General features: G+C 66.5%; 20 protein-coding genes. 15 read left to right on the top strand and 5 right to left on the bottom strand.

The genetic code is table 11. From position 1 onward, the window contains the following. Positions 1-54: 54 nt before the first annotated feature. On the bottom strand, positions 55-582 hold the full coding sequence (locus D5301_RS22200) for an alpha/beta hydrolase (protein WP_049399884.1): 528 nt from the start codon (positions 580-582) through the stop codon (positions 55-57). Positions 583-654: 72 nt separating this feature from the next. Here D5301_RS22200 and D5301_RS22195 point away from each other — a divergent pair, with 72 nt between their 5' ends. Next, positions 655-1,221, top strand: a complete 567-nt coding sequence (locus D5301_RS22195; protein WP_110711748.1) for an N-acetylmuramoyl-L-alanine amidase — start codon at positions 655-657, stop codon at positions 1,219-1,221. 317 nt (positions 1,222-1,538) lie between these two features. Here the strand turns inward: D5301_RS22195 and D5301_RS22190 are convergent, their stop codons facing one another. The 3 genes from D5301_RS22190 to D5301_RS22180 all read right to left on the bottom strand — a co-directional run bounded on the left by D5301_RS22190 (position 1,539) and on the right by D5301_RS22180 (position 4,079). Next, positions 1,539-2,441: a sulfurtransferase gene (locus D5301_RS22190; protein WP_153856911.1), complete on the bottom strand. Its 903-nt coding sequence runs from the start codon at positions 2,439-2,441 to the stop codon at positions 1,539-1,541. Next, positions 2,438-3,241, bottom strand: a complete 804-nt coding sequence (locus tag D5301_RS22185) for a CoA pyrophosphatase (protein ID WP_153856910.1) — start codon at positions 3,239-3,241, stop codon at positions 2,438-2,440. Before D5301_RS22185 ends, D5301_RS22190 begins: the two co-directional genes overlap by 4 nt. Positions 3,242-3,377: 136 nt before the next feature. After that, a complete protein-coding gene (locus tag D5301_RS22180; protein WP_005408797.1) occupies positions 3,378-4,079 on the bottom strand; it encodes an FKBP-type peptidyl-prolyl cis-trans isomerase N-terminal domain-containing protein in 702 nt (233 codons plus the stop codon). A 168-nt stretch (positions 4,080-4,247) separates the two neighbouring features. Here D5301_RS22180 and D5301_RS22175 point away from each other — a divergent pair, with 168 nt between their 5' ends. Genes D5301_RS22175 through nth form a run of 3 tightly spaced genes read left to right on the top strand, consistent with a single transcriptional unit; the run spans position 4,248 to position 6,080 of the window. After that, positions 4,248-5,030 (top strand): enoyl-CoA hydratase-related protein, encoded by a 783-nt coding sequence (locus D5301_RS22175; RefSeq protein WP_107432509.1) that lies wholly within the window; start codon positions 4,248-4,250, stop codon positions 5,028-5,030. 4 nt (positions 5,031-5,034) lie between these two features. Further along, entirely contained in the window at positions 5,035-5,388 is a 354-nt protein-coding gene (locus D5301_RS22170) for a hypothetical protein (protein WP_049399879.1), read from the top strand. Next, positions 5,388-6,080, top strand: coding sequence for an endonuclease III (gene nth, locus D5301_RS22165; RefSeq protein WP_110711744.1), 693 nt, complete (start codon positions 5,388-5,390; stop codon positions 6,078-6,080). Before D5301_RS22170 ends, nth begins: the two co-directional genes overlap by 1 nt. 81 nt (positions 6,081-6,161) lie before the next feature. Here the strand turns inward: nth and D5301_RS22160 are convergent, their stop codons facing one another. After that, positions 6,162-7,394, bottom strand: a complete 1,233-nt coding sequence (locus tag D5301_RS22160; RefSeq protein WP_110711743.1) for a porin — start codon at positions 7,392-7,394, stop codon at positions 6,162-6,164. Between the two features lie 553 nt (positions 7,395-7,947). Between D5301_RS22160 and pstS (D5301_RS22155) the strand changes: the two genes are divergently transcribed. From pstS (D5301_RS22155) to rnt, 11 genes are all read left to right on the top strand, one after another. Beyond that, positions 7,948-8,964: a phosphate ABC transporter substrate-binding protein PstS gene (gene pstS, locus D5301_RS22155; protein WP_014646540.1), complete on the top strand. Its 1,017-nt coding sequence runs from the start codon at positions 7,948-7,950 to the stop codon at positions 8,962-8,964. 581 nt (positions 8,965-9,545) lie between these two features. Further along, positions 9,546-10,634, top strand: a complete 1,089-nt coding sequence (pstS, locus tag D5301_RS22150) for a phosphate ABC transporter substrate-binding protein PstS (protein ID WP_110711741.1) — start codon at positions 9,546-9,548, stop codon at positions 10,632-10,634. An 82-nt stretch (positions 10,635-10,716) separates the two neighbouring features. Further along, positions 10,717-11,685 (top strand): phosphate ABC transporter permease subunit PstC, encoded by a 969-nt coding sequence (gene pstC, locus D5301_RS22145; RefSeq protein ID WP_049421601.1) that lies wholly within the window; start codon positions 10,717-10,719, stop codon positions 11,683-11,685. After that, positions 11,685-12,548 carry a phosphate ABC transporter permease PstA gene (gene pstA / locus D5301_RS22140; RefSeq protein ID WP_032127902.1) on the top strand — a complete coding sequence of 288 codons (864 nt, stop codon included), beginning with the start codon at positions 11,685-11,687 and terminating at the stop codon, positions 12,546-12,548. Before pstC ends, pstA begins: the two co-directional genes overlap by 1 nt. 19 nt (positions 12,549-12,567) lie before the next feature. After that, on the top strand, positions 12,568-13,398 hold the full coding sequence (gene pstB, locus D5301_RS22135; protein WP_005408788.1) for a phosphate ABC transporter ATP-binding protein PstB: 831 nt from the start codon (positions 12,568-12,570) through the stop codon (positions 13,396-13,398). Between the two features lie 97 nt (positions 13,399-13,495). Next, positions 13,496-14,203 (top strand): phosphate signaling complex protein PhoU, encoded by a 708-nt coding sequence (gene phoU, locus D5301_RS22130; RefSeq protein WP_008265615.1) that lies wholly within the window; start codon positions 13,496-13,498, stop codon positions 14,201-14,203. Positions 14,204-14,429: 226 nt separating this feature from the next. Further along, positions 14,430-14,786 (top strand): hypothetical protein, encoded by a 357-nt coding sequence (locus D5301_RS22125; protein ID WP_110711739.1) that lies wholly within the window; start codon positions 14,430-14,432, stop codon positions 14,784-14,786. Beyond that, positions 14,773-15,648, top strand: a complete 876-nt coding sequence (locus D5301_RS22120; RefSeq protein ID WP_324187376.1) for a DUF692 domain-containing protein — start codon at positions 14,773-14,775, stop codon at positions 15,646-15,648. The genes D5301_RS22125 and D5301_RS22120 overlap by 14 nt, the downstream gene beginning before the upstream one ends. Beyond that, positions 15,641-16,396, top strand: a complete 756-nt coding sequence (locus D5301_RS22115; RefSeq protein ID WP_153856908.1) for a putative DNA-binding domain-containing protein — start codon at positions 15,641-15,643, stop codon at positions 16,394-16,396. Before D5301_RS22120 ends, D5301_RS22115 begins: the two co-directional genes overlap by 8 nt. Positions 16,397-16,420: 24 nt before the next feature. Then, the gene (locus D5301_RS22110; protein ID WP_153856907.1) at positions 16,421-16,942 is read left to right on the top strand and encodes a DoxX family protein; all 522 of its coding nucleotides are present in this window, start codon (positions 16,421-16,423) and stop codon (positions 16,940-16,942) included. 235 nt (positions 16,943-17,177) lie between these two features. Next, the gene (rnt, locus tag D5301_RS22105; RefSeq protein WP_005408782.1) at positions 17,178-17,762 is read left to right on the top strand and encodes a ribonuclease T; all 585 of its coding nucleotides are present in this window, start codon (positions 17,178-17,180) and stop codon (positions 17,760-17,762) included. The last annotated feature ends 112 nt before the right edge of the window (positions 17,763-17,874 follow it).

Genomic DNA, 17,874 nt, shown 5'->3' with positions numbered 1-17,874 from the left:
GCGGCGGGGCTGCCATTGTAGTCAATGCGGGCGGGCGCGCCGTGCGCCCGGGCTTCACAGTTGCCGCAGCAGGCGCTCGAAGGCCTGCGCGGAGGCCTCCACGTGGTGCTCCAGGCGGTGGCCGTCGTCGACCAGCAGCAACTGCGCCGAACGCGCCTGAGCCCAGGCGATCACTCCAGCGGCCGGCACCACATCGTCATGCCAGGCCTGGACCACGGTGGTCGGCACGGCGGCGGCGTCCAGCGCCGGCATCGGGCCCATGGTGGTCGGCGGCACCATCAGGAACAGGCCGGCCACCGGCACCTGCAGCGAGGCGATGGCAGAGATGTAGGCACCCAGGCTGGAGCCGGCCAGCACCACCGGGCCCTGTTGGGCAGCGATGGCGGTGCGTTCGACCAGGCGGCGCAGCCGGGTCGGCACATCGCCCACCCGGCTGACCTCGCTCATCGCGTCCAGGTCGGTGTAGTCCGGACGCTCATGGGTCCAGCCCAGTCGCTGCGCCACGTCGGCCAGCGCAGTGACCTTGGTCGCTTCCGGGCCGCTCTCGAAACCATGCGACAGGATGCAGTGGCCGCGGCTCATGCGCGTGCTCCGTGCGAGCGGGCCGATGAGGAAAGGGAAGGCAGGTTCATGCCGCAATGCTAGCATCGCCGGATGCCCAACCCGCTCCTGCCCGGCCTGCAGCTGCAGCCCCTGCCCTACCAAGACCGTCTGCCGCTGCGCGACCCGGCCACGCTGGAGATGGTGGTGATCCACTGCACCGAGCTGCCCGATCTGGCGATGGCCCGCGAATACGGCGAGCGCGTGCTGTATGACAGCGGCGCCGGCAACAGCGGCCACTTCTACATCGACCGCGATGGCAGCGTGGTGCAGTACGTGGCACCGGAACGGGTGGCCCACCACGTGCGTGGCATGAACGCGCATACGCTGGGCATCGAGCTGGTCAACACCGGGCGCTACCCGCACTGGTTCGACAGCCGCCAGCAGGCGATGGACGAGCCCTACACCGAGGCACAGCTGCAGGCGCTGGAACGGCTGCTGCAGGCGCTGGTGGTGCGCTATCCGTCGCTGCGGCGGATTGCCGGGCATGACCAGCTGGACCTGGAGCAGGTGCCGGCCAGCGATGACCCGGCGCTGATGGTGGCACGCAAGCGTGATCCGGGGCCGCTGTTCCCGTGGGCGCGGATTCTGGCGAAGGTGCCGTTGCAGGGGCTGGATTGATCGACAGGGCTGCGCCCTGTACCCGCAGCGGCAACATCAACATCAAAAGCGGGCAATCCGTGGGATGGCGGGATGGGTCCGGTTGCGAGGGACGCCGTAAACCCGTCCATGGGGGCTTGGCCGCGGCATCCATGCCGCGGACACCCTCGCAACCGGACCCACCCCGCCTTCGACAGATCTCTGCTGCTGTTGGTGGGTGTCGACCTTGCTCGACACGGGGTCGGATCCCGTGGCTACGCAACGGGCTCTGACCCGGATTTTCAGTTGATGGGGTCAGAGCCGTTTTCCGTTGGAAAACGGATCCGACCCCGCGCGGCTCAGGCGCCGCTGGCCACGGGGCGGCTGCTGTCGCTCACCCAACCGCTCCACGAATCGGCGTAGATGCGCGCGCCGGAGAGGCCCGCCGTTTCCATCGCCAGCAGCAGGTGGCAGGCGGTCACGCCGGAGCCACACATCAGCACCACCTGCTGCGGATCACGATTGCCGATCACGCCCTGCAGTTCGGCGCGCAGCTCCTGTGGGTCGCGCAGGTGGCCGTCGAGTACGTTCAATGCGAACGGGCGGTTGACCGCGCCCGGCACGTGGCCGGCGACCGGATCCAGCGGCTCCACTTCGCCACGGAAGCGTTCACCCGCGCGTGCGTCGACCAGCCAGCCCGGCGCGTGCTTCAGACGTGCGCTGATCTCATCGGCATTGGCGATCTGTGTGGTGTCGAAACGGCCCGGGTAAGTTGGCAGCGCGGTGACTTCGCCCTGCCCGGTTGCCAGCGTGTGACCGGCGGCCTGCCAGGCGGCGATGCCGCCGTCGAGCACGGCCACCTTGCTGTGCCCGATCAGGCGCAGCAGCCACCACAGGCGCGCGGCGGCCATGCTGCCATCGCTGCCGTCGTAGACCACCACCTGGGTGTCGGGACCGATGCCCCACTGGCCCAGTTTCGCGGCGAAGGCATCGCTGTCCGGCAGCGGGTGACGGCCGTGGCCACTGCGGGTCAGATCCGACAGGTCCCGATTGAGGTCGGCATACACCGCGCCCGGAACATGCCCCGCCAGATACTGGCCGATACCCGCCTGCGGATCGACCAGCGAGGAACGTGCATCGACCACGCGTACGGCGGTACTGGCAGTAGCACGTGCGTCGACCACGCGAACGCCCTCGCCCAATGCAGCGGCCAGGGTGGCGACATCGACCAGGGTGGTCCACGGCGGATCGATCGGCTTCATTGCACTTGCTCCAGGCGGCGACGCAGGTTGTAGAGGATGGCGGCGGTGGCGCCCCAGATGCGCTGGCCGGGCCAGCCATATTCGAGGACGTGGCGGACGCGGCCGCGATGATTGATTTCGACCTGGTGCAGGTTATCGGCTGCCATCAGGTAATCGAGCGGCACTTCAAACACTTCGGCCACTTCACTGGGCTGTGGCACCGGTACGAAATCCGGATCGACCACGGCCACCACCGGCGTGACCCGGTAGCCGGTGATCGTCACGAAGGGATCAAGATAGCCCAGCGCCTGCACCTGACCAGGCGCCAATGCGATTTCCTCCTGGCTCTCGCGCAGTGCAGCGGCCAACGCATCGCGGTCATCGGGTTCGGTGCGGCCACCGGGGAAACCGACCTGGCCACCATGGGTACGCAGGGTTTCGGTGCGCCGGGTAAGAATCACCTGCGCACCGTTGGCGCGCGGCACGATGCCCGCCAGCACGGCGGCTTCCACCGGGGGCCCGGGCGGCAGCAGATCGATCAGTTCACTGCGGTTCCAACCGTCGCCGGCCGGCGGCTCGGCCAATGGATGCAGCGCGCGCATCAAGCGTTCGTGGTCGGCCAGCGAACCGCGCAGTGATTGCTGCAGTTGTTGGCGCAGCGGTTGCACGCGATGCAGGATGCGGCTGCGCTCGTCGTTGCTCATCGACGACCACCGTGCGATTTCATCGATGTGCCGCCCGCAGCCGGTGCATTGCCGGCCTGGATCCAGCGTGCACACTCCGATGCAGGGACTTCCGACAACACGCGCCGTTTCTTCCATTGTTTGCACTCGGCAACAGTAGCGCGATCGGGCTGAATTTGCGCGGGGTCAATCTGCGGTGCGTGGCAGCGTCGCGCTCCGCGCAAACAAAAACGCGCCGGTGGGATCACCGGCGCGTTTCGTTTACGGCTTCGATTTACTTGACGCTGACCAGCTTGATCTCGAACTGCACAGCCACGTTCGGCGGGAACGGGGTGCGCGGGTCGGCACCGTAGGCCTGGTCCGGCGGCAGCGTGACTTCCCACTTAGAGCCAGCCGGCATCTGCAGCAGGGTCTCGCGCATGGCCTTCATTTCGACTTCGCTGACCTTGATCGACGGAATCTGCTGGGCCGGGCGGGCTTCGGTCGGGCGCTGGCCGTACGGGAACGGACCGGCCACTTCCAGCTGCACGGTGCTGGCCTGGGTCGGCTTGGCGCCCTTGCCGGCTTCGATCACGCGGTACTGGACGCCGCTCGGCAGGGACTGCACGCCGGCCTTGGCCTTGTTTGCCGCGATGAACTGATCGCTCTTGGTCTTGTTTTCGGCAGCAGCCTTTTCGTACTCGGCCTTGGCAGCCTGGGCACGGCCCTGCTCGCGCTTCTGGAAGGCTTCAACGGCCGGCTTCAGCTGCTCGGCGGTGATCGCCGGCTGCTTCTTGGCGTAGGCGTCCTGCAGGCCCTTCACCACCGAGTTGATGTCCAGCTGCTCACCACGACCGGTCAGCTCCGCCAGGTTGTTGCCGTAGTCGTAACCGAAGTAGTAGCTCAGCTTGCCCTTTTCGGACGAGACGTCCTGGGCGAAGGCATTGCCCGTCAGGGCCAGGGCCGCGACGGCGACCGCGATAGAACGCAACTTCATCAAACAGTTCTCCAGGGGTGGTAACTCAGGGACGTTCTGCGCCGCCCTGAGGCGACGGGTTAGGATAACGGGCACAACGTGTAACCGCTACTCACGATGCAGGCTAAGACCCGTCTGCGTTCGCGGAGTTCAATCTCACTTTTTTTTAACGTTTCAGGAGTTTTCCCCGTGGCCGATGCCCTGATCGCCGTCGCCGACGACGGCGCCATCCGCACCGTGACCGTCCAGCGCCCGGACAAGCTCAACGCCTTGAATGCCGCGACCCTGCAGGCGCTGGCCGAGGCGTTCAGCGCCGCCGCCGCCGACCCGGAGGTGCGTGTGGTGGTGCTGACCGGTGCCGGCCCTAAGGCCTTCGTGGCCGGTGCCGACATCGCCGAGATGAACACTCTCAGCGCGGTTCAGGGACGTGATTTCTCGCTGCTGGGCCAGGCCCTGATGCGCCAGATCGAACGCATGCCCAAGCCGGTGATCGCGCGCGTGAACGGCTTCGCCCTGGGCGGCGGGCTGGAGCTGGCGATGGCCTGCCATCTGCGCATTGCTGCCGATACGGCCAAGGTCGGGCAGCCGGAGATCAACCTCGGCCTGATTCCCGGCTTCGGTGGCAGCCAGCGCCTGCTGCGCCTGTGCGGCCGCGCCGCCACCCTGGAGCTGTGCCTGCTGGGTGCACCGATCAACGCCGCGCGTGCGCTGGAACTGGGCATCGTCAACGAGGTGGTGCCGGCCGACGCGCTGGACAACCGTGTGCAGGACATCGCCCGCCAGCTGGCACGCTCGGCCCCGCTGGCCCTGCGTGGGCTGCTCGACGCGGTACACGTGGGCGGCGAATGCAGCCTGGAGGCTGGGCTGGAGTACGAAAGCGCGCAGTTCGGCCTGCTGTTCGCCACCGAAGACATGCGCGAGGGCACCAGCGCCTTCCTGCAGCGCCGCCCACCGGCCTTCCAGAACCGCTGACGCCATGGCATCCCGACCCAACCCCGCGCAGCTGTTCGCCCGGGTCCAGGCAGACGATCTCGATGGCGCCCTGCAGGCCGGACTGATGGACTACGTCGCCCGTGCCGGCGACGAACAGCTGCTGCCCGGCCACCCGGACCTTCCACGACGCCTGCAGCAGGCGCAGCAGCAGCTGCACGCGGCCTGGGCCGCACGCGAACGCTACCGTGCCCGTGCCGTGCGCCTGGCCCGCCGCGAGGCCGAACGCGATGCGCGACGCACGCCGGCCCCGGCGCCGGACGTGAAGCCCGCCCTGCCCCCGGCCGCCGCCGCCATCCTCGCCCGGGCCAAGGCCCGCGCCACCGGCAAGGAGCAGTAATGGCCACTGCGAAGAAAACCGCGCGTGCACCGGCGCGCCGTGGCGGCGTGATGCCGCGCGCCGATGTGGTGGAAATGTTCACCCGTCTGCGCGAACTCAATCCGCACCCGAAGACCGAACTGGAGTACAGCTCGCCGTTCGAACTGCTGGTGGCGGTCGCGTTGTCGGCGCAGGCCACCGACGTCGGCGTCAACAAGGCCACGCGCCGTTTGTTCCCGGTGGCCAACACGCCGGCGAAGATCCTCGCCCTGGGCGAAGACGGCCTGAAGCAGTACATCGCCACCATCGGCCTGTTCAACGCCAAGGCGAAGAACGTGATTGCCACCTGCGCGATCCTGCTGCAGAAGTACGGCGGCGAAGTACCGCGCGACCGCGAAGCACTGGAAGCCCTGCCCGGTGTCGGCCGCAAGACTGCCAACGTGGTGCTCAACACGGCCTTCGGCGAACCGGTGATGGCGGTGGACACGCATATCTTCCGCGTCTCCAACCGCACCGGCCTGGCCCCGGGCAAGAATGTGCGCGAAGTGGAAGACAAACTGGTGAAGGTGATTCCGGCCGAGTTCCTGCTCGACGCGCATCACTGGCTGATCCTGCACGGACGTTATGTGTGCAAGGCGCGCAAGCCGGATTGCCCGGGCTGCGTGATCGCCGACCTGTGCCGGTTCAAGGAAAAGACCCCGGCCGAGGCGTGACGGCGTTCGTGTTGTGACGAAACGAAGACGGCGGGCACAAGGCCCGCCGTCTTCGTTTGTAGACAAGGGTGCTTCAGGAGATCAGAACGACAGGTCGCCCCAGACGCCGAACTCCTTGGTCTTGTCGTTCTTCTTGTCGCCGGCGTTGGCCAGGTGCGTGTACTTGTACACGGTCGACAGCTTGAGGTTCTTCATGACCGGGAACTCGACGCCGACGTTCCAGTACTTGTCGCTCAGGGTCGGGTCCAGGGTCTTGCTGACGTCGGTGTCATCGTAACGACCGAACACGTTGATGCCGCCGTCGGTGACGCGCACGCTGCCCCACACCGACCAGCCGCTGGTCTTGTCGGTGGCAACGGTCATCACGTTGTTGAGGTTCTTGGCCTGGAAGTACTCGCCACCGACGCGGAAGTCGCTGCTGGCGTAGGCGACCATCGCGTTGGCGCGGGTGTAGGTGTTCTCGGCGCTCTGGATGTCGGTTTCCTTGCCCAGCTTGCCGCTGTAGCCACCGACGGCGACCACGAAGTTCTCGTTCGGGGTGTAGGCCACGCGGCCTTCCACGTCCATGCCCTTGCTGCGGGTCGGGTTCTTGTAGCCGGCGCCGGACACGACCGAGACCGCGTAGTTGAAGTTGTTGCCCAGGTTGCCGAAGCCATGCAGGCCCCAGTCGGACGAGTTGCCGTACTTCAGGCGGTCGGTCAGGGTGTTCTCGACATAACGCATGCCGTAGAACTTCTCGACATACGGAATCCACGGCATGTCGGCGGCACCGACGCGCAGGTTGAAGGCCGGGTCGAAGCTGCCCTGCACGTAGGCCTTCTTGACGAACAGTTCGGTGTTGCCGATGGCCGAGCTGTACTGGAAGTCGGTGGTCAGGTTCGCCGACCAGATGTCGTTGAACTTGTGGTCGACGGTCAGGTAGAAGCGCTTGACGTCCAGGCCGGTGCCGCTGGCGGCGGTGTCCTTGCCGTTGCTGGTCTTGTCGATGTTGGTCAGGTCGAAGAACATGCGACCGCCGATCTTGTTGTCATTGACCAGCTTGGCCAGCTTGTCGACGCTGGTCTGGGTCTTCTGCGCACCTTCCAGAGCCTGTGCCTGGGTGATGTTCACTTCGGACTGCGCATCGGACTGCGCCTGCAGCGCCTGCGAATCGTTCTGCAACTGCTGGACCTGGGCCTGCAGCGCAGCGATCTGTGCCTGCAGCTGCTGCAGCTGTGCCTGGGATACGCCCGTGCTGGCGGGGGCTGCGAAGGCGTCGGCGGAAACCAGACCGAGGCTTGCAACGACCGCGGCGGCGAGCAAATGGGAACGCATTTTGGATTTCTCCAGAGGGTTGGAATGGCTTGGGCAGAACGCCACGCCGGCAGGCCGGTCAAGCGTTTTGCGAACATTCCGTTAAAACCATGACAGCCGAATGACAACCTGAGCACCAACCACAGATTTCTTCGTGCGGTCATGCGTACGACTCATTTGCGGGCACATGCTTGTCGATCCCTTGCGGCATATGGCGTCATGTATCAGCGTCTCGGCCCGGACCGACCGCCGCGACGCTCTCACCTGCATCGATGGTTTCGTGTGGATGACGCAGCATCACTGCGGAATGCCAGGCTGGGATGGCATTGACGACCACACTGGGCAGGCCATCAGCGACATATAGAACGTGATCGCAACCGGGCCACGTCCGTCTCCGGTGCATTGGTCAACACGTTGCCCACAGCACTCAGAACCTTCACGCCCCTGGCTGTGCGGGCGCCGGGCAGCGCTGTAACGGTTGCGTCATACAACGGTCCCTGCGCTGTCATCGAACCGTTATGGAATGTGCGCCGGGCGGGTAACCCCGCATCCCAATCAACCCAGGAGCCACCCCGTGATCCACGCCTTCAAGTCGCGCGTTGCCGTTGCCGTCTTCGCAGCGTCGTCCGTGTTCGCCGCCAACGCCGCTGAAATCACCGGCGCGGGCGCCTCGTTCATCTACCCGGTGATGTCGAAGTGGTCGGCCGACTACAACGCCGCCACCAGCAACAAGGTCAACTACCAGTCGATCGGTTCCGGCGGTGGTATCGCCCAGATCAAGGCCAAGACCGTTGATTTCGGCTCCTCCGATGCTCCGCTGAAGCCGGAAGAACTGGCCGCTTCGGGCCTGGCGCAGTTCCCGTCGGTGATCGGCGGCGTGGTGCCGGTCGTCAACGTGGCCGGCATCGCCCCGGGCGCACTGAAGCTGGACGGCACCGTGCTGGCCAACATCTTCCTGGGCAAGATCAAGACCTGGAACGACCCGGCCATCGCCGCACTGAACCCGGGCGTGACCCTGCCGAGCGCCAAGATCACCGTCGTGCACCGCTCGGATGGTTCGGGCACCACCTTCAACTTCGTCAACTACCTGTCCAAGGTCAGCCCGGAGTGGAAGAGCTCGGTCGGTGAAGGCACCTCGGTCCAGTGGCCGGCCGGCATCGGTGGCAAGGGCAACGAAGGCGTTGCTGCCTACGTGAAGCAGATCAAGGGCGGCATCGGCTACGTCGAACTGTCCTACGCACTGCAGAACAAGCTGTCGTACACCGCGATGAAGAATGCCGCCGGCCGCTTCGTGCAGCCGAGCGATGCGTCGTTCGCCGCCGCCGCTGCCAGCGCCGACTGGGCCAGCGCCAAGGACTTCTACCTGGTGATGACCAACGCCCCGGGCGCCGAGTCCTGGCCGATCACCGCCACCAACTTCATCCTGGTGCACAAGAAGCCGAAGAACGCTGCCAACGGCAAGGCCACCCAGGAGTTCTTCCGCTGGGTCTACAAGAGCGGCGACGCCCAGGCCCGCCAGCTGGACTACGTGCCGCTGCCGGACAGCCTGGTCCGCCAGATCGAGACCTACTGGTCGCAGAACCTGAAGTAAGCAAGCGCGTTCCCCCGCAGGAACGGGATCGGCGGGTCCTCTCTCCCCCGCCGATCCCACCCCGGGCGCGAGATCCTCGAGATCTCGCGCTCTTCTTGTTTTTGTGGGATTGGTCGTGAAGAGCGCTGCGCTTCCAATCTACTGCCCGGAGTCGGCGCAGGGCCCAGCCCGGGACACGCCGTAAACCCGTCCATGGGGGCTCGATCGCGCCATCCATGGCGCGAACGGTCCCGGGCTGGGCCCTGCGCCGACTCTGGACAGTTCATCGGGGGCGCGGTGGGGTCATGGAAGGCAGGAGCAAAGGCAGCAGTGTTTGTAGAGCCGAGCCCATGCTCGGCTGCTTCTGGCCTGGCCTCGCGCGCAGCCGAGCGTGGGCTCTGCTGTACCTTGCGCCGGCCGTCATATCGGTGCGCAGATCCGGGGTCTCCGGGCGCCTCCCGGACCGCGGCCAACCCCGTGAAACCCTTGTCAGAACGTGATCCAGGGCACCTCTGTCATGGTCGTAATACGGCTGTAACAAAAACATCATTTCATAGCCGCATCCGCCGACGACGTCGGCTCTTCCCCGCTATGGAGTGACCATGAAACTGCACTCGGCCGGCCTTGCCGCCCTTTCCCTGGCCATCGCCCTGGGCCTGTCGGCCTGCGGTGGCGACAAGCAGGCCGCGCAGCAGCCGGCTGCCGACGGTGCCGCCGCCCCGGCCGCTGCCGGTGCCAAGGTGACCGCCGAAGTGTCCGGCGCGGGCGCGTCCTTCATCTTCCCGCTGGTCTCCAAGTGGTCGGCTGACTACAACACCAGCACCGGCGCCAAGATCAACTACCAGTCGATCGGCTCCGGTGGCGGCATCGCCCAGATCAAGGCCGGCACCGTCGACTTCGGCTCCTCCGACAAGCCGCTGAGCAGCGAAGAGCTGGCCCAGGCCGGCCTCGCCCAGTTCCCGTCCGCCATCGGCGGCGTGGTGCCGGTGGTCAACATCGAAGGCCTGGAAGCCGGCAAGCTGCGCCTGAGCGGCGCCCTGCTGGCGGACATCTTCCTGGGCAAGGTCAAGACCTGGAACGACCCGGCCATCGTCGCCGCCAACCCGGGCGTGAAGCTGCCGGACGGCAAGATCACCCTGGTCCACCGTTCGGACGGCTCGGGCACCACCTTCAACTTCTCCAACTACCTGTCCAAGGTCAGCCCGGAATGGAAGAGCAAGGTCGGCGAAGGCACCTCGGTGCAGTGGCCGGACGGCGTCGGTGGCAAGGGCAATGAAGGCGTCGCTTCCTACGTGAAGCAGATCAAGGGCTCGATCGGCTACGTCGAACTGGCCTACGCGCTGCAGAACGGCATGCCGTACACCGCCATGCAGAACGCGGCCGGCAACTGGGTCGAGCCGAGCGCGGAAACCTTCGCCGCCGCGGCTGCCAGCGCCGACTGGGCCAGCGCCAAGGACTTCAACCTGGTCATCACCAACGCTCCGGGCGAGCAGGCGTGGCCGATCACTGCCACCAACTTCATGCTGATGCAGAAGCAGCCGAAGGACGCCAAGCGCAACCAGGACACCCTGGCCTTCTTCAAGTGGGCCTTCGAAAACGGCCAGGCCCAGGCCAACGAGCTGCACTACGTGCCGCTGCCGGCCGAACTGGTCAAGCAGATCGAGGCCTACTGGGCGACCGACCTGAAGTGATGGACACGACGGTGCCCGCCCCGCGCGGGCACCGCCTCTTCCACGCCGTGCCGCCCCGCCCCTTCCTGGCCCTGCCGTCCCCATGAATGCCATCGCCCAGCCTGTAGCCGCCCCGTCCACGCGTGATGCGCGTGATGCCCGCAACGACAAACTGTTCCGATGGGTGCTGGTCGGCACCGTCATCTTCGTCCTGATCGCCCTGGCCTGCGCCGCGCTGTCCATGCTGTGGGGCGGCCGCCATGCCCTGCAGATGCAGGGCCTGAGCTTCTTCTTCTCCGCCGACTGGAATCCGGTCGAAAACAAGTTCGGCGCCCTCGCTCCGATCTACGGCACCCTGGTCACCGCGCTCATCGCGATGGTCATCGCCGTGCCGGTCAGCTTCGGCATCGCCTTCTTCCTCACCGAAGTCGCGCCGCGCTGGCTGCGTGGCCCGGTCGGTACCGCCATCGAACTGCTGGCGGGCATTCCTTCGATCATCTACGGCATGTGGGGCCTGTTCGTGCTGGTGCCGGTGATGACCGAGTACGTCACTCCGTTCCTCAACGAAACCCTGGGCGAGATGCCGATCATCGGCCCGCTGTTCCAGGGCCCGCCGCTGGGCATCGGCATGCTCACCGCCGGTTTCGTGCTGGCCATCATGGTCATTCCGTTCATCTCCTCGGTGATGCGCGAAGTGTTCCTGACCGTGCCGACCCGCCTCAAGGAATCGGCCTATGCACTGGGCTCCACCAAGTGGGAAGTGAGCTGGGACATCGTCCTGCCCTACACCCGCTCGGCGGTGATCGGTGGCATCTTCCTCGGCCTCGGCCGCGCCCTAGGCGAGACCATGGCGGTGGCCTTCGTGATCGGCAACAGCGTGCGCCTGTCGCCGTCGCTGCTGGAACCGGGCACCACCATCGCCGCGCTGATCGCCAACGATTTCGGCGAAGCCACTGAAACCTACCGCTCGGCCCTGCTGCTGCTCGGCTTCGTCCTCTTCATCGTCACCTTCGTGGTGCTGGCCATCGCCCGCCTGATGCTGATGCGCCTGTCCCGCAAGGAGGGCAACTGATGTCCACCACCGCTGATTCGCTGTACCTGCGCCGTCGCATCGGCAACGTCGTTGCGATCACCGCCTCCTGCGCCACCGCCCTGTTCGGCCTGTTCTTCCTGGGCTGGATCCTGTTCACCCTGGCCTCCAAGGGCCTGGCCGGCATCAACTGGGATCTGTTCACCAAGATGACGCCGCCGCCGATGCAGGAAGGCGGTCTCGCCAACGCCTTCTTCGGCAGTGCCGTGATGTGTGCGCTGGCGATCGGCATCGGCACCCCGCTGGGCGTGCTTGCCGGCACCTGGCTGGCCGAGTACGGCAACGCCCGCAAGGCCGGCACCGTGGTCCGCTTCGTCAACGACATCCTGCTGTCGGCGCCGTCCATCGTGCTTGGCCTGTTCGTCTACACGCTGTACGTGATGCAGACCGGCGGCAACTTCTCGGCGTTCGCCGGTGCGCTGTCGCTGGCCTTCATCGTGCTGCCGGTGGTGGTTCGCACCACCGACGAAATGCTGCGCCTGGTGCCCTCGCAGATGCGCGAAGCGGCCCTGTCGCTGGGCATCCCGCAGTGGAAGGTGATCGTGCAGGTGCTGTACCGCAGTGCGTCGGCCGGCATCATCACCGGCATCCTGCTGGCGCTGGCCCGCATCTCCGGCGAGACCGCACCGCTGCTGTTCACTGCCTTCGGCAACCAGTACTGGAACAACAACATCTTCCAGCCGATGGCCTCGGTGCCGGTGGTGATGAACCAGTTCGCCGGCAGCCCGTATGAATCCTGGCAGGTGCTGGCCTGGGCCGGTGCCCTGGTGCTGACTGTCTTCGTGTTGCTGGTCAGCCTTGCCGCCCGCGGCATCCTGCTGCGCAACCGTATCTCCCATGACTGACCTTTCCGTGGATAACGCCATGAACGACCTTTCCAACGCCGTGCCGATGCAGCGCATCGCCGTGCCGTCCTCGCACGAGAGCCTGCACACGCCGTCGCCGGTGAAGCTGGCTGCGCGTGGACTGGACTTCTACTACGACAAGTTCCATGCCCTGAAGGGCATCAACCTGGAGATCCCGGAAAAGCGCGTGACCGCGCTGATCGGCCCCTCCGGTTGCGGCAAGTCGACCCTGCTGCGCATCTTCAACCGCATCTACGCGCTGTACCCGAAGCTGGAAGCGCGCGGTGAAGTGCTGCTGGACGGCGAGAACATCCTGTCGCCGAAGTACCCGATGAACCGCCTGCGCAGCAAGGTCGGCATGGTGTTCCAGAAGCCGGTGCCGTTCCCGATGACCATCTTCGAGAACGTGGCCTACGGTATCCGCCACCACGAGAAGCTGAGCAAGGCCGACATGGCCGACCGCGTCGAGCAGGCGCTGCGCCAGGGCGCACTGTGGGACGAAGTGAAGGACAAGCTGGGGCAAAGCGCACTGGGCCTGTCCGGTGGCCAGCAGCAGCGTCTGTGCATCGCCCGCGCCGTGGCCCTGCGCCCGTCGGTGCTGCTGCTGGACGAGCCGACCTCGGCGCTGGATCCGATCTCGACCAGCCGCATCGAGCAGCTGGTGGAAGAGCTCAAGCACGAGTACACCATCGTCATCGTCACCCACAACATGCAGCAGGCCGCGCGCGTGTCCGACTACACCGCCTTCATGTACCTGGGCGACCTGATCGAGCACGACCGCACCGAAGTGATCTTCTCGCAGCCGTCGCAGCGGCAGACCGAGGACTACATCACCGGTCGCTTCGGCTGAAACGGCAGTCGACAGACAGACAATGTCAGTCGAGCATGGCTCGACTCTACAAATCACGCCAGCCAGGCATGGCCTGGCTCTACCCGGATTGCAGACCATGAACCTTCCCAACGACCACATCGTCAAGAGCTACGACGAAGAGCAGCAGCGCCTGGTGGCCGAAATCGTGCGCATGGGCGAGATGGCCGTCGCCCAGCTCGAAGCGGCGATGGACGTGATCGAGAAGCGCGACGAGAACGCCGCCCATCGCATCATCGCCAACGACGAGGCGATCGATGCGCTGGAACAGCAGATCAGCCACGACGTGATGCGCCTGGCGCTGCGTGGCCCGATGGCACGCGACCTGCGCGAGATCCTGGCGGGCCTGCGCATCCCGGCCGACATCGAGCGTATCGGTGACTACGCCGCCAACGTCGCCAAGCGCTCGATCGCGCTGGGCAAGGTACCGCCACTGCCGCAGATCCAGGGCCTGCGGGCGCTCGGCCGCCTGGCCGCGCAGCAGGTCCGTCGTGCCATTGCCGCCTACCGCGACAACGATGCCGATGCCGCGCTGGCGTTGCGCGAGGACGACGCCCGCCTGGACGCGCAGTACACCGCGCTGTTCCGCGAGCTGCTGACCTACATGATGGAAGACCCGCGCAACATCACCCCCTGCACGCACCTGCTGTTCATGGCCAAGAATCTGGAGCGCGTGGGCGACCACGCCACCAACATCGCCGAGAACGTGTGGTTCCTGGTGCATGGCGAGCAGCCGCTGCCGCCGCGTGAAAAACGCGATGAAACCTCCAGCACCGGCCAGCCCTGACGCTGCACTGCAACACCGGAGTTGACTCCAAGGTGGCCGCTGTCCTGGTGACAGCGGCCTTCTTGTTTTGGGCGTTCTGGCCACCGGTCTCCCCTTCTGTAACAAACCTCACGAAAATTTGAGGTCTTGGCGAGGATTCGTTGAGTAGGATCGCTGCACCATCGTTTCCACCGGCACCCCTGCCGGCGACCCGGGCACCCGCCCACACCACCCAGGAGCACGACCGATGAGCAGTTCCAACAAGACCCTGTCCCTGCTGACTGCTACCGCCCTGGCCGCCGGCCTGGGCATGACCGCCAGTGCCTCGGCCCTGAGCATGAGCGACCTCGCCCAGGGCTATCTGGTCGCCGGCCAGGCTGCCAAGGCCAGCACCGATGCCAAGGCAGCGGACACCAAGATGGCCGCGGACGCGACCAAGCACGCCGAAGGCAAATGTGGTGCCGACGGCAAGAGTACCGAAGGCAAGTGCGGCGCCGACAAGGGCAAGGCCGCCGGTGCTGCGGCCGGCGCCAAGGCCAAGAGCGGCGACAAGAAGTCGGCCGAGGGCAAGTGTGGCGAAGGCAAGTGCGGTGGCAAGCACTGACGTCCGCGCCAGCGTTGTCCACCTGCGGTCGCCGCTTCGCGCGGCGGCCGCCGGGTTGGGCCTGCGCCGGGCGCTGCTGCAGGATCTGCGTGATGCACCGGCCGGCGACTTCGACTTCCTCGAATGCGCACCGGAGAACTGGATCAACGTCGGTGGTCCCGCCGGGGATGCACTGGCCGAACTGGCACAGCGCCATCCACTGAGCTGCCATGGCCTGTCACTGTCACTGGGCGGCAGCGCACCACTGGACATCGAGCTGCTGGAGCAGGTCGGCCAGTTCCTCGAAAAGCACCGCGTGCCGCTGTACAGCGAGCACCTGAGCTACTGCAGCGACGATGGCCACCTGTACGACCTGCTGCCGATTCCGTTCACCGACGAAGCGGTGCGCCATACCGCCGCGCGCATCACCCGTGTGCAGGACCTGCTGGGTCGCCGCATCGCGGTGGAGAACGTGTCCTACTACCTGGCGCCGGAGCCGGCGATGGACGAACTGGCCTTCACCAATGCCGTGCTCGCCGAAGCCGACTGCGACCTGTTGCTCGACGTCAACAATGTCTACGTCAACGCCTGCAACCACGGCTACGATGCCGACAGCTTCATTGCCGGGCTACCCGCAGAGCGCATCGTCTGCCTGCACGTGGCCGGGCACCTGGACGAGGCACCGGACCTGAAGATCGACACCCATGGCAGCGCGGTGATCGACCCGGTCTGGGAGCTGCTGGCGCGTACCTACGCGCGCATCGGCCCACGCCCCACCCTGCTCGAACGCGATTTCAACTTCCCCCCGTACGCCGAGCTGCAGGGCGAACTGCAGACCATCCGCCGCCTGCAGTCCAGCCATGCCGGTATCGCCCATGGCTGATTCCTCCCACACTCTGCGCGCACAGCAGCATGCGTTCACCGCACACCTGCGCGATCCGCAGGGTGTGCCACCGCCGGTCGGGCTGGAACCACGCCGGGTCGCGGTATACCAACGGCTGCTGTTCAACAATCTGCTGGGCCTGTTGAGCAACGGCTTCCCGGTCTGCGTGCGCCTGCTCGGCGAACCGGCCTGGAGCGACCTGGTGCGCCACTACTTCGTCACCCATCGCTGCCGGACGCCGCTGTTCACCGAACTGGCCGCCGAATTCGTGCAGTGGCTGCAGGCACAGCCGCAGCTGTCGCACCCGGCGTTGGCCGAGCTGGCCCACTACGAGTGGGTGGAAACCGCGCTGTACCAGCTTCCTGCCGAGCCGCTGCCGGCGCGGGGTGAGATCGATCCGCTGCGGGTGCCACTGCAACGCTCGCCGCTGGCGTGGCCGCTGCTGTACCAGTGGCCGGTTCACCGGCTGGGTGCCGAGGATGCACCAATGCAGCCGCCCACCGAGCCGACCGGCCTGCTGGTGCGCCGTGAGGCTGACGGCGAAGTGCGCTTCGCCGCACTCAGCCCGCTGGCGGTATACCTGCTGTCCAGCATCGGCGAACAACCCGGCCTCGATGGACATGCCTATCTGCGGCAATTGGCCGCCGCGCACGGCCTGGCTGAGGAGGCGCTGGCCGAACCCGGTGCCGCGCTGCTGCGGCAGTTCCTGCAGGCCGGCGTGATCGGCCCGCTCACCGCCCCTCCCTGACACCTCATTCGCGGAGATCCCCTGATGAACCTTCCGACCCTGGCCACCGCGCGTGGCCAGCTGGACCGCCTCGCCCCCTGGTTGGCGCCGCTTGGCCTGCGCCTGCTGCTGGCCTGGGAGTACTTCGAATCCGGCCGCGAAAAGCTGCACGGCCAGAACTGGTTCGCCGACCTGCAGGACGCCTTCCCGTTCCCGTTCGACCAGCTGCCGGCGGCGCTGAACTGGCAGCTTGCCACCTGGTTCGAGCTGATCGGCGCGGCCTGCCTGCTGGTCGGGTTCGGCACCCGTTTCGCCGCCGCCAGCCTGCTGGTGCTGACCGTGGTGGCCACCTATGCGGTGCATTGGCCGATGGAGTGGAACTCGCTGGCCGACCTGGCCATGGGCTACGCGATCAGCGACCAGGGCTTCGGCAACTTCAAGCTGCCGGTGCTGTTCATGGCCATGCTGCTGCCGCTGATCTTCACCGGCGCCGGCAAGCTGAGTGTGGATGCGTGGTTGACGCGGTGGTCTCCCTCGGCCACGCCTGCGCGGCCAGCAGTCCGGTAGATGCCGACCTTGGTCGGCGCGCACCGTGCCAACCAAGGTGGGCACCTGCCGGAATCCTGAGCGTGCGGTGCTCCGGCAGGTGTCGACCTTGGTCGACACACGCCCGCGCAGGGAACCCGTGCACCGCAGGCTGGCCGGGCGCTCAGGGTCGCTCTGCTAGAATTCACGCATGACTGACCCCACCCCCGCACCTGCCGCCGCTCCCGATTCCGCAGTACCCCAGGCGCAGCGCGCGATGTCACAACGCTTCCGCGGCTTCCTGCCGGTGGTGGTGGACGTGGAAACCGGCGGCTTCGACAGCCAGCGCAACGCACTGCTGGAAATCGCTGCCGTGCCGATCGAGATGGACGAGAACGGCCTGCTCTACCCCGGCCAGACCGCCAGCGCCCACGTGGTGCCGGCCGAGGGCCTGGAGATCGATCCGAAATCACTGGAAGTGACCGGCATCATCCTCGACCACCCGTTCCGGCTGGCCAAGGAAGAGAAGGCCGCGCTGGACCACATCTTCACCCCGGTGCGTGCGGCAATGAAGAAGTACGGCTGCCAGCGCGCGATCCTGGTCGGCCACAACGCTCATTTCGACCTCGGTTTCGTCAACGCGGCGGTGGCACGCACCGGCCACAAGCGCAATCCGTTCCATCCGTTCAGCGTGTTCGACACGGTGACCCTGGCCGGTATCGCCTACGGGCAGACCGTGCTGGCGCGTGCGGCCACGGCCGCCGGGCTGGGCTGGGACGCGAACGAGGCACACAGCGCGGTGTATGACACCGAGCAGACGGCACGGTTGTTCTGCACGATCGCCAACGCCTGGCCGCGGTGAAGCGGCCAACGGCGGAGCCCCTCGTGGCGTGAAGCGAATCATCGGTTGGGCCGGGCAAGGTGGGTTCGCGGGGGACGCCGTGAACCCGTCCCTGGGGGCTTAGCCGCGCCAT

The organism is Stenotrophomonas sp. MH181796 (assembly GCF_009659995.1).
GTDB lineage: Bacteria > Pseudomonadota > Gammaproteobacteria > Xanthomonadales > Xanthomonadaceae > Stenotrophomonas > Stenotrophomonas riyadhensis.
This window is presented reverse-complemented; position numbering and strand designations above follow the sequence as displayed.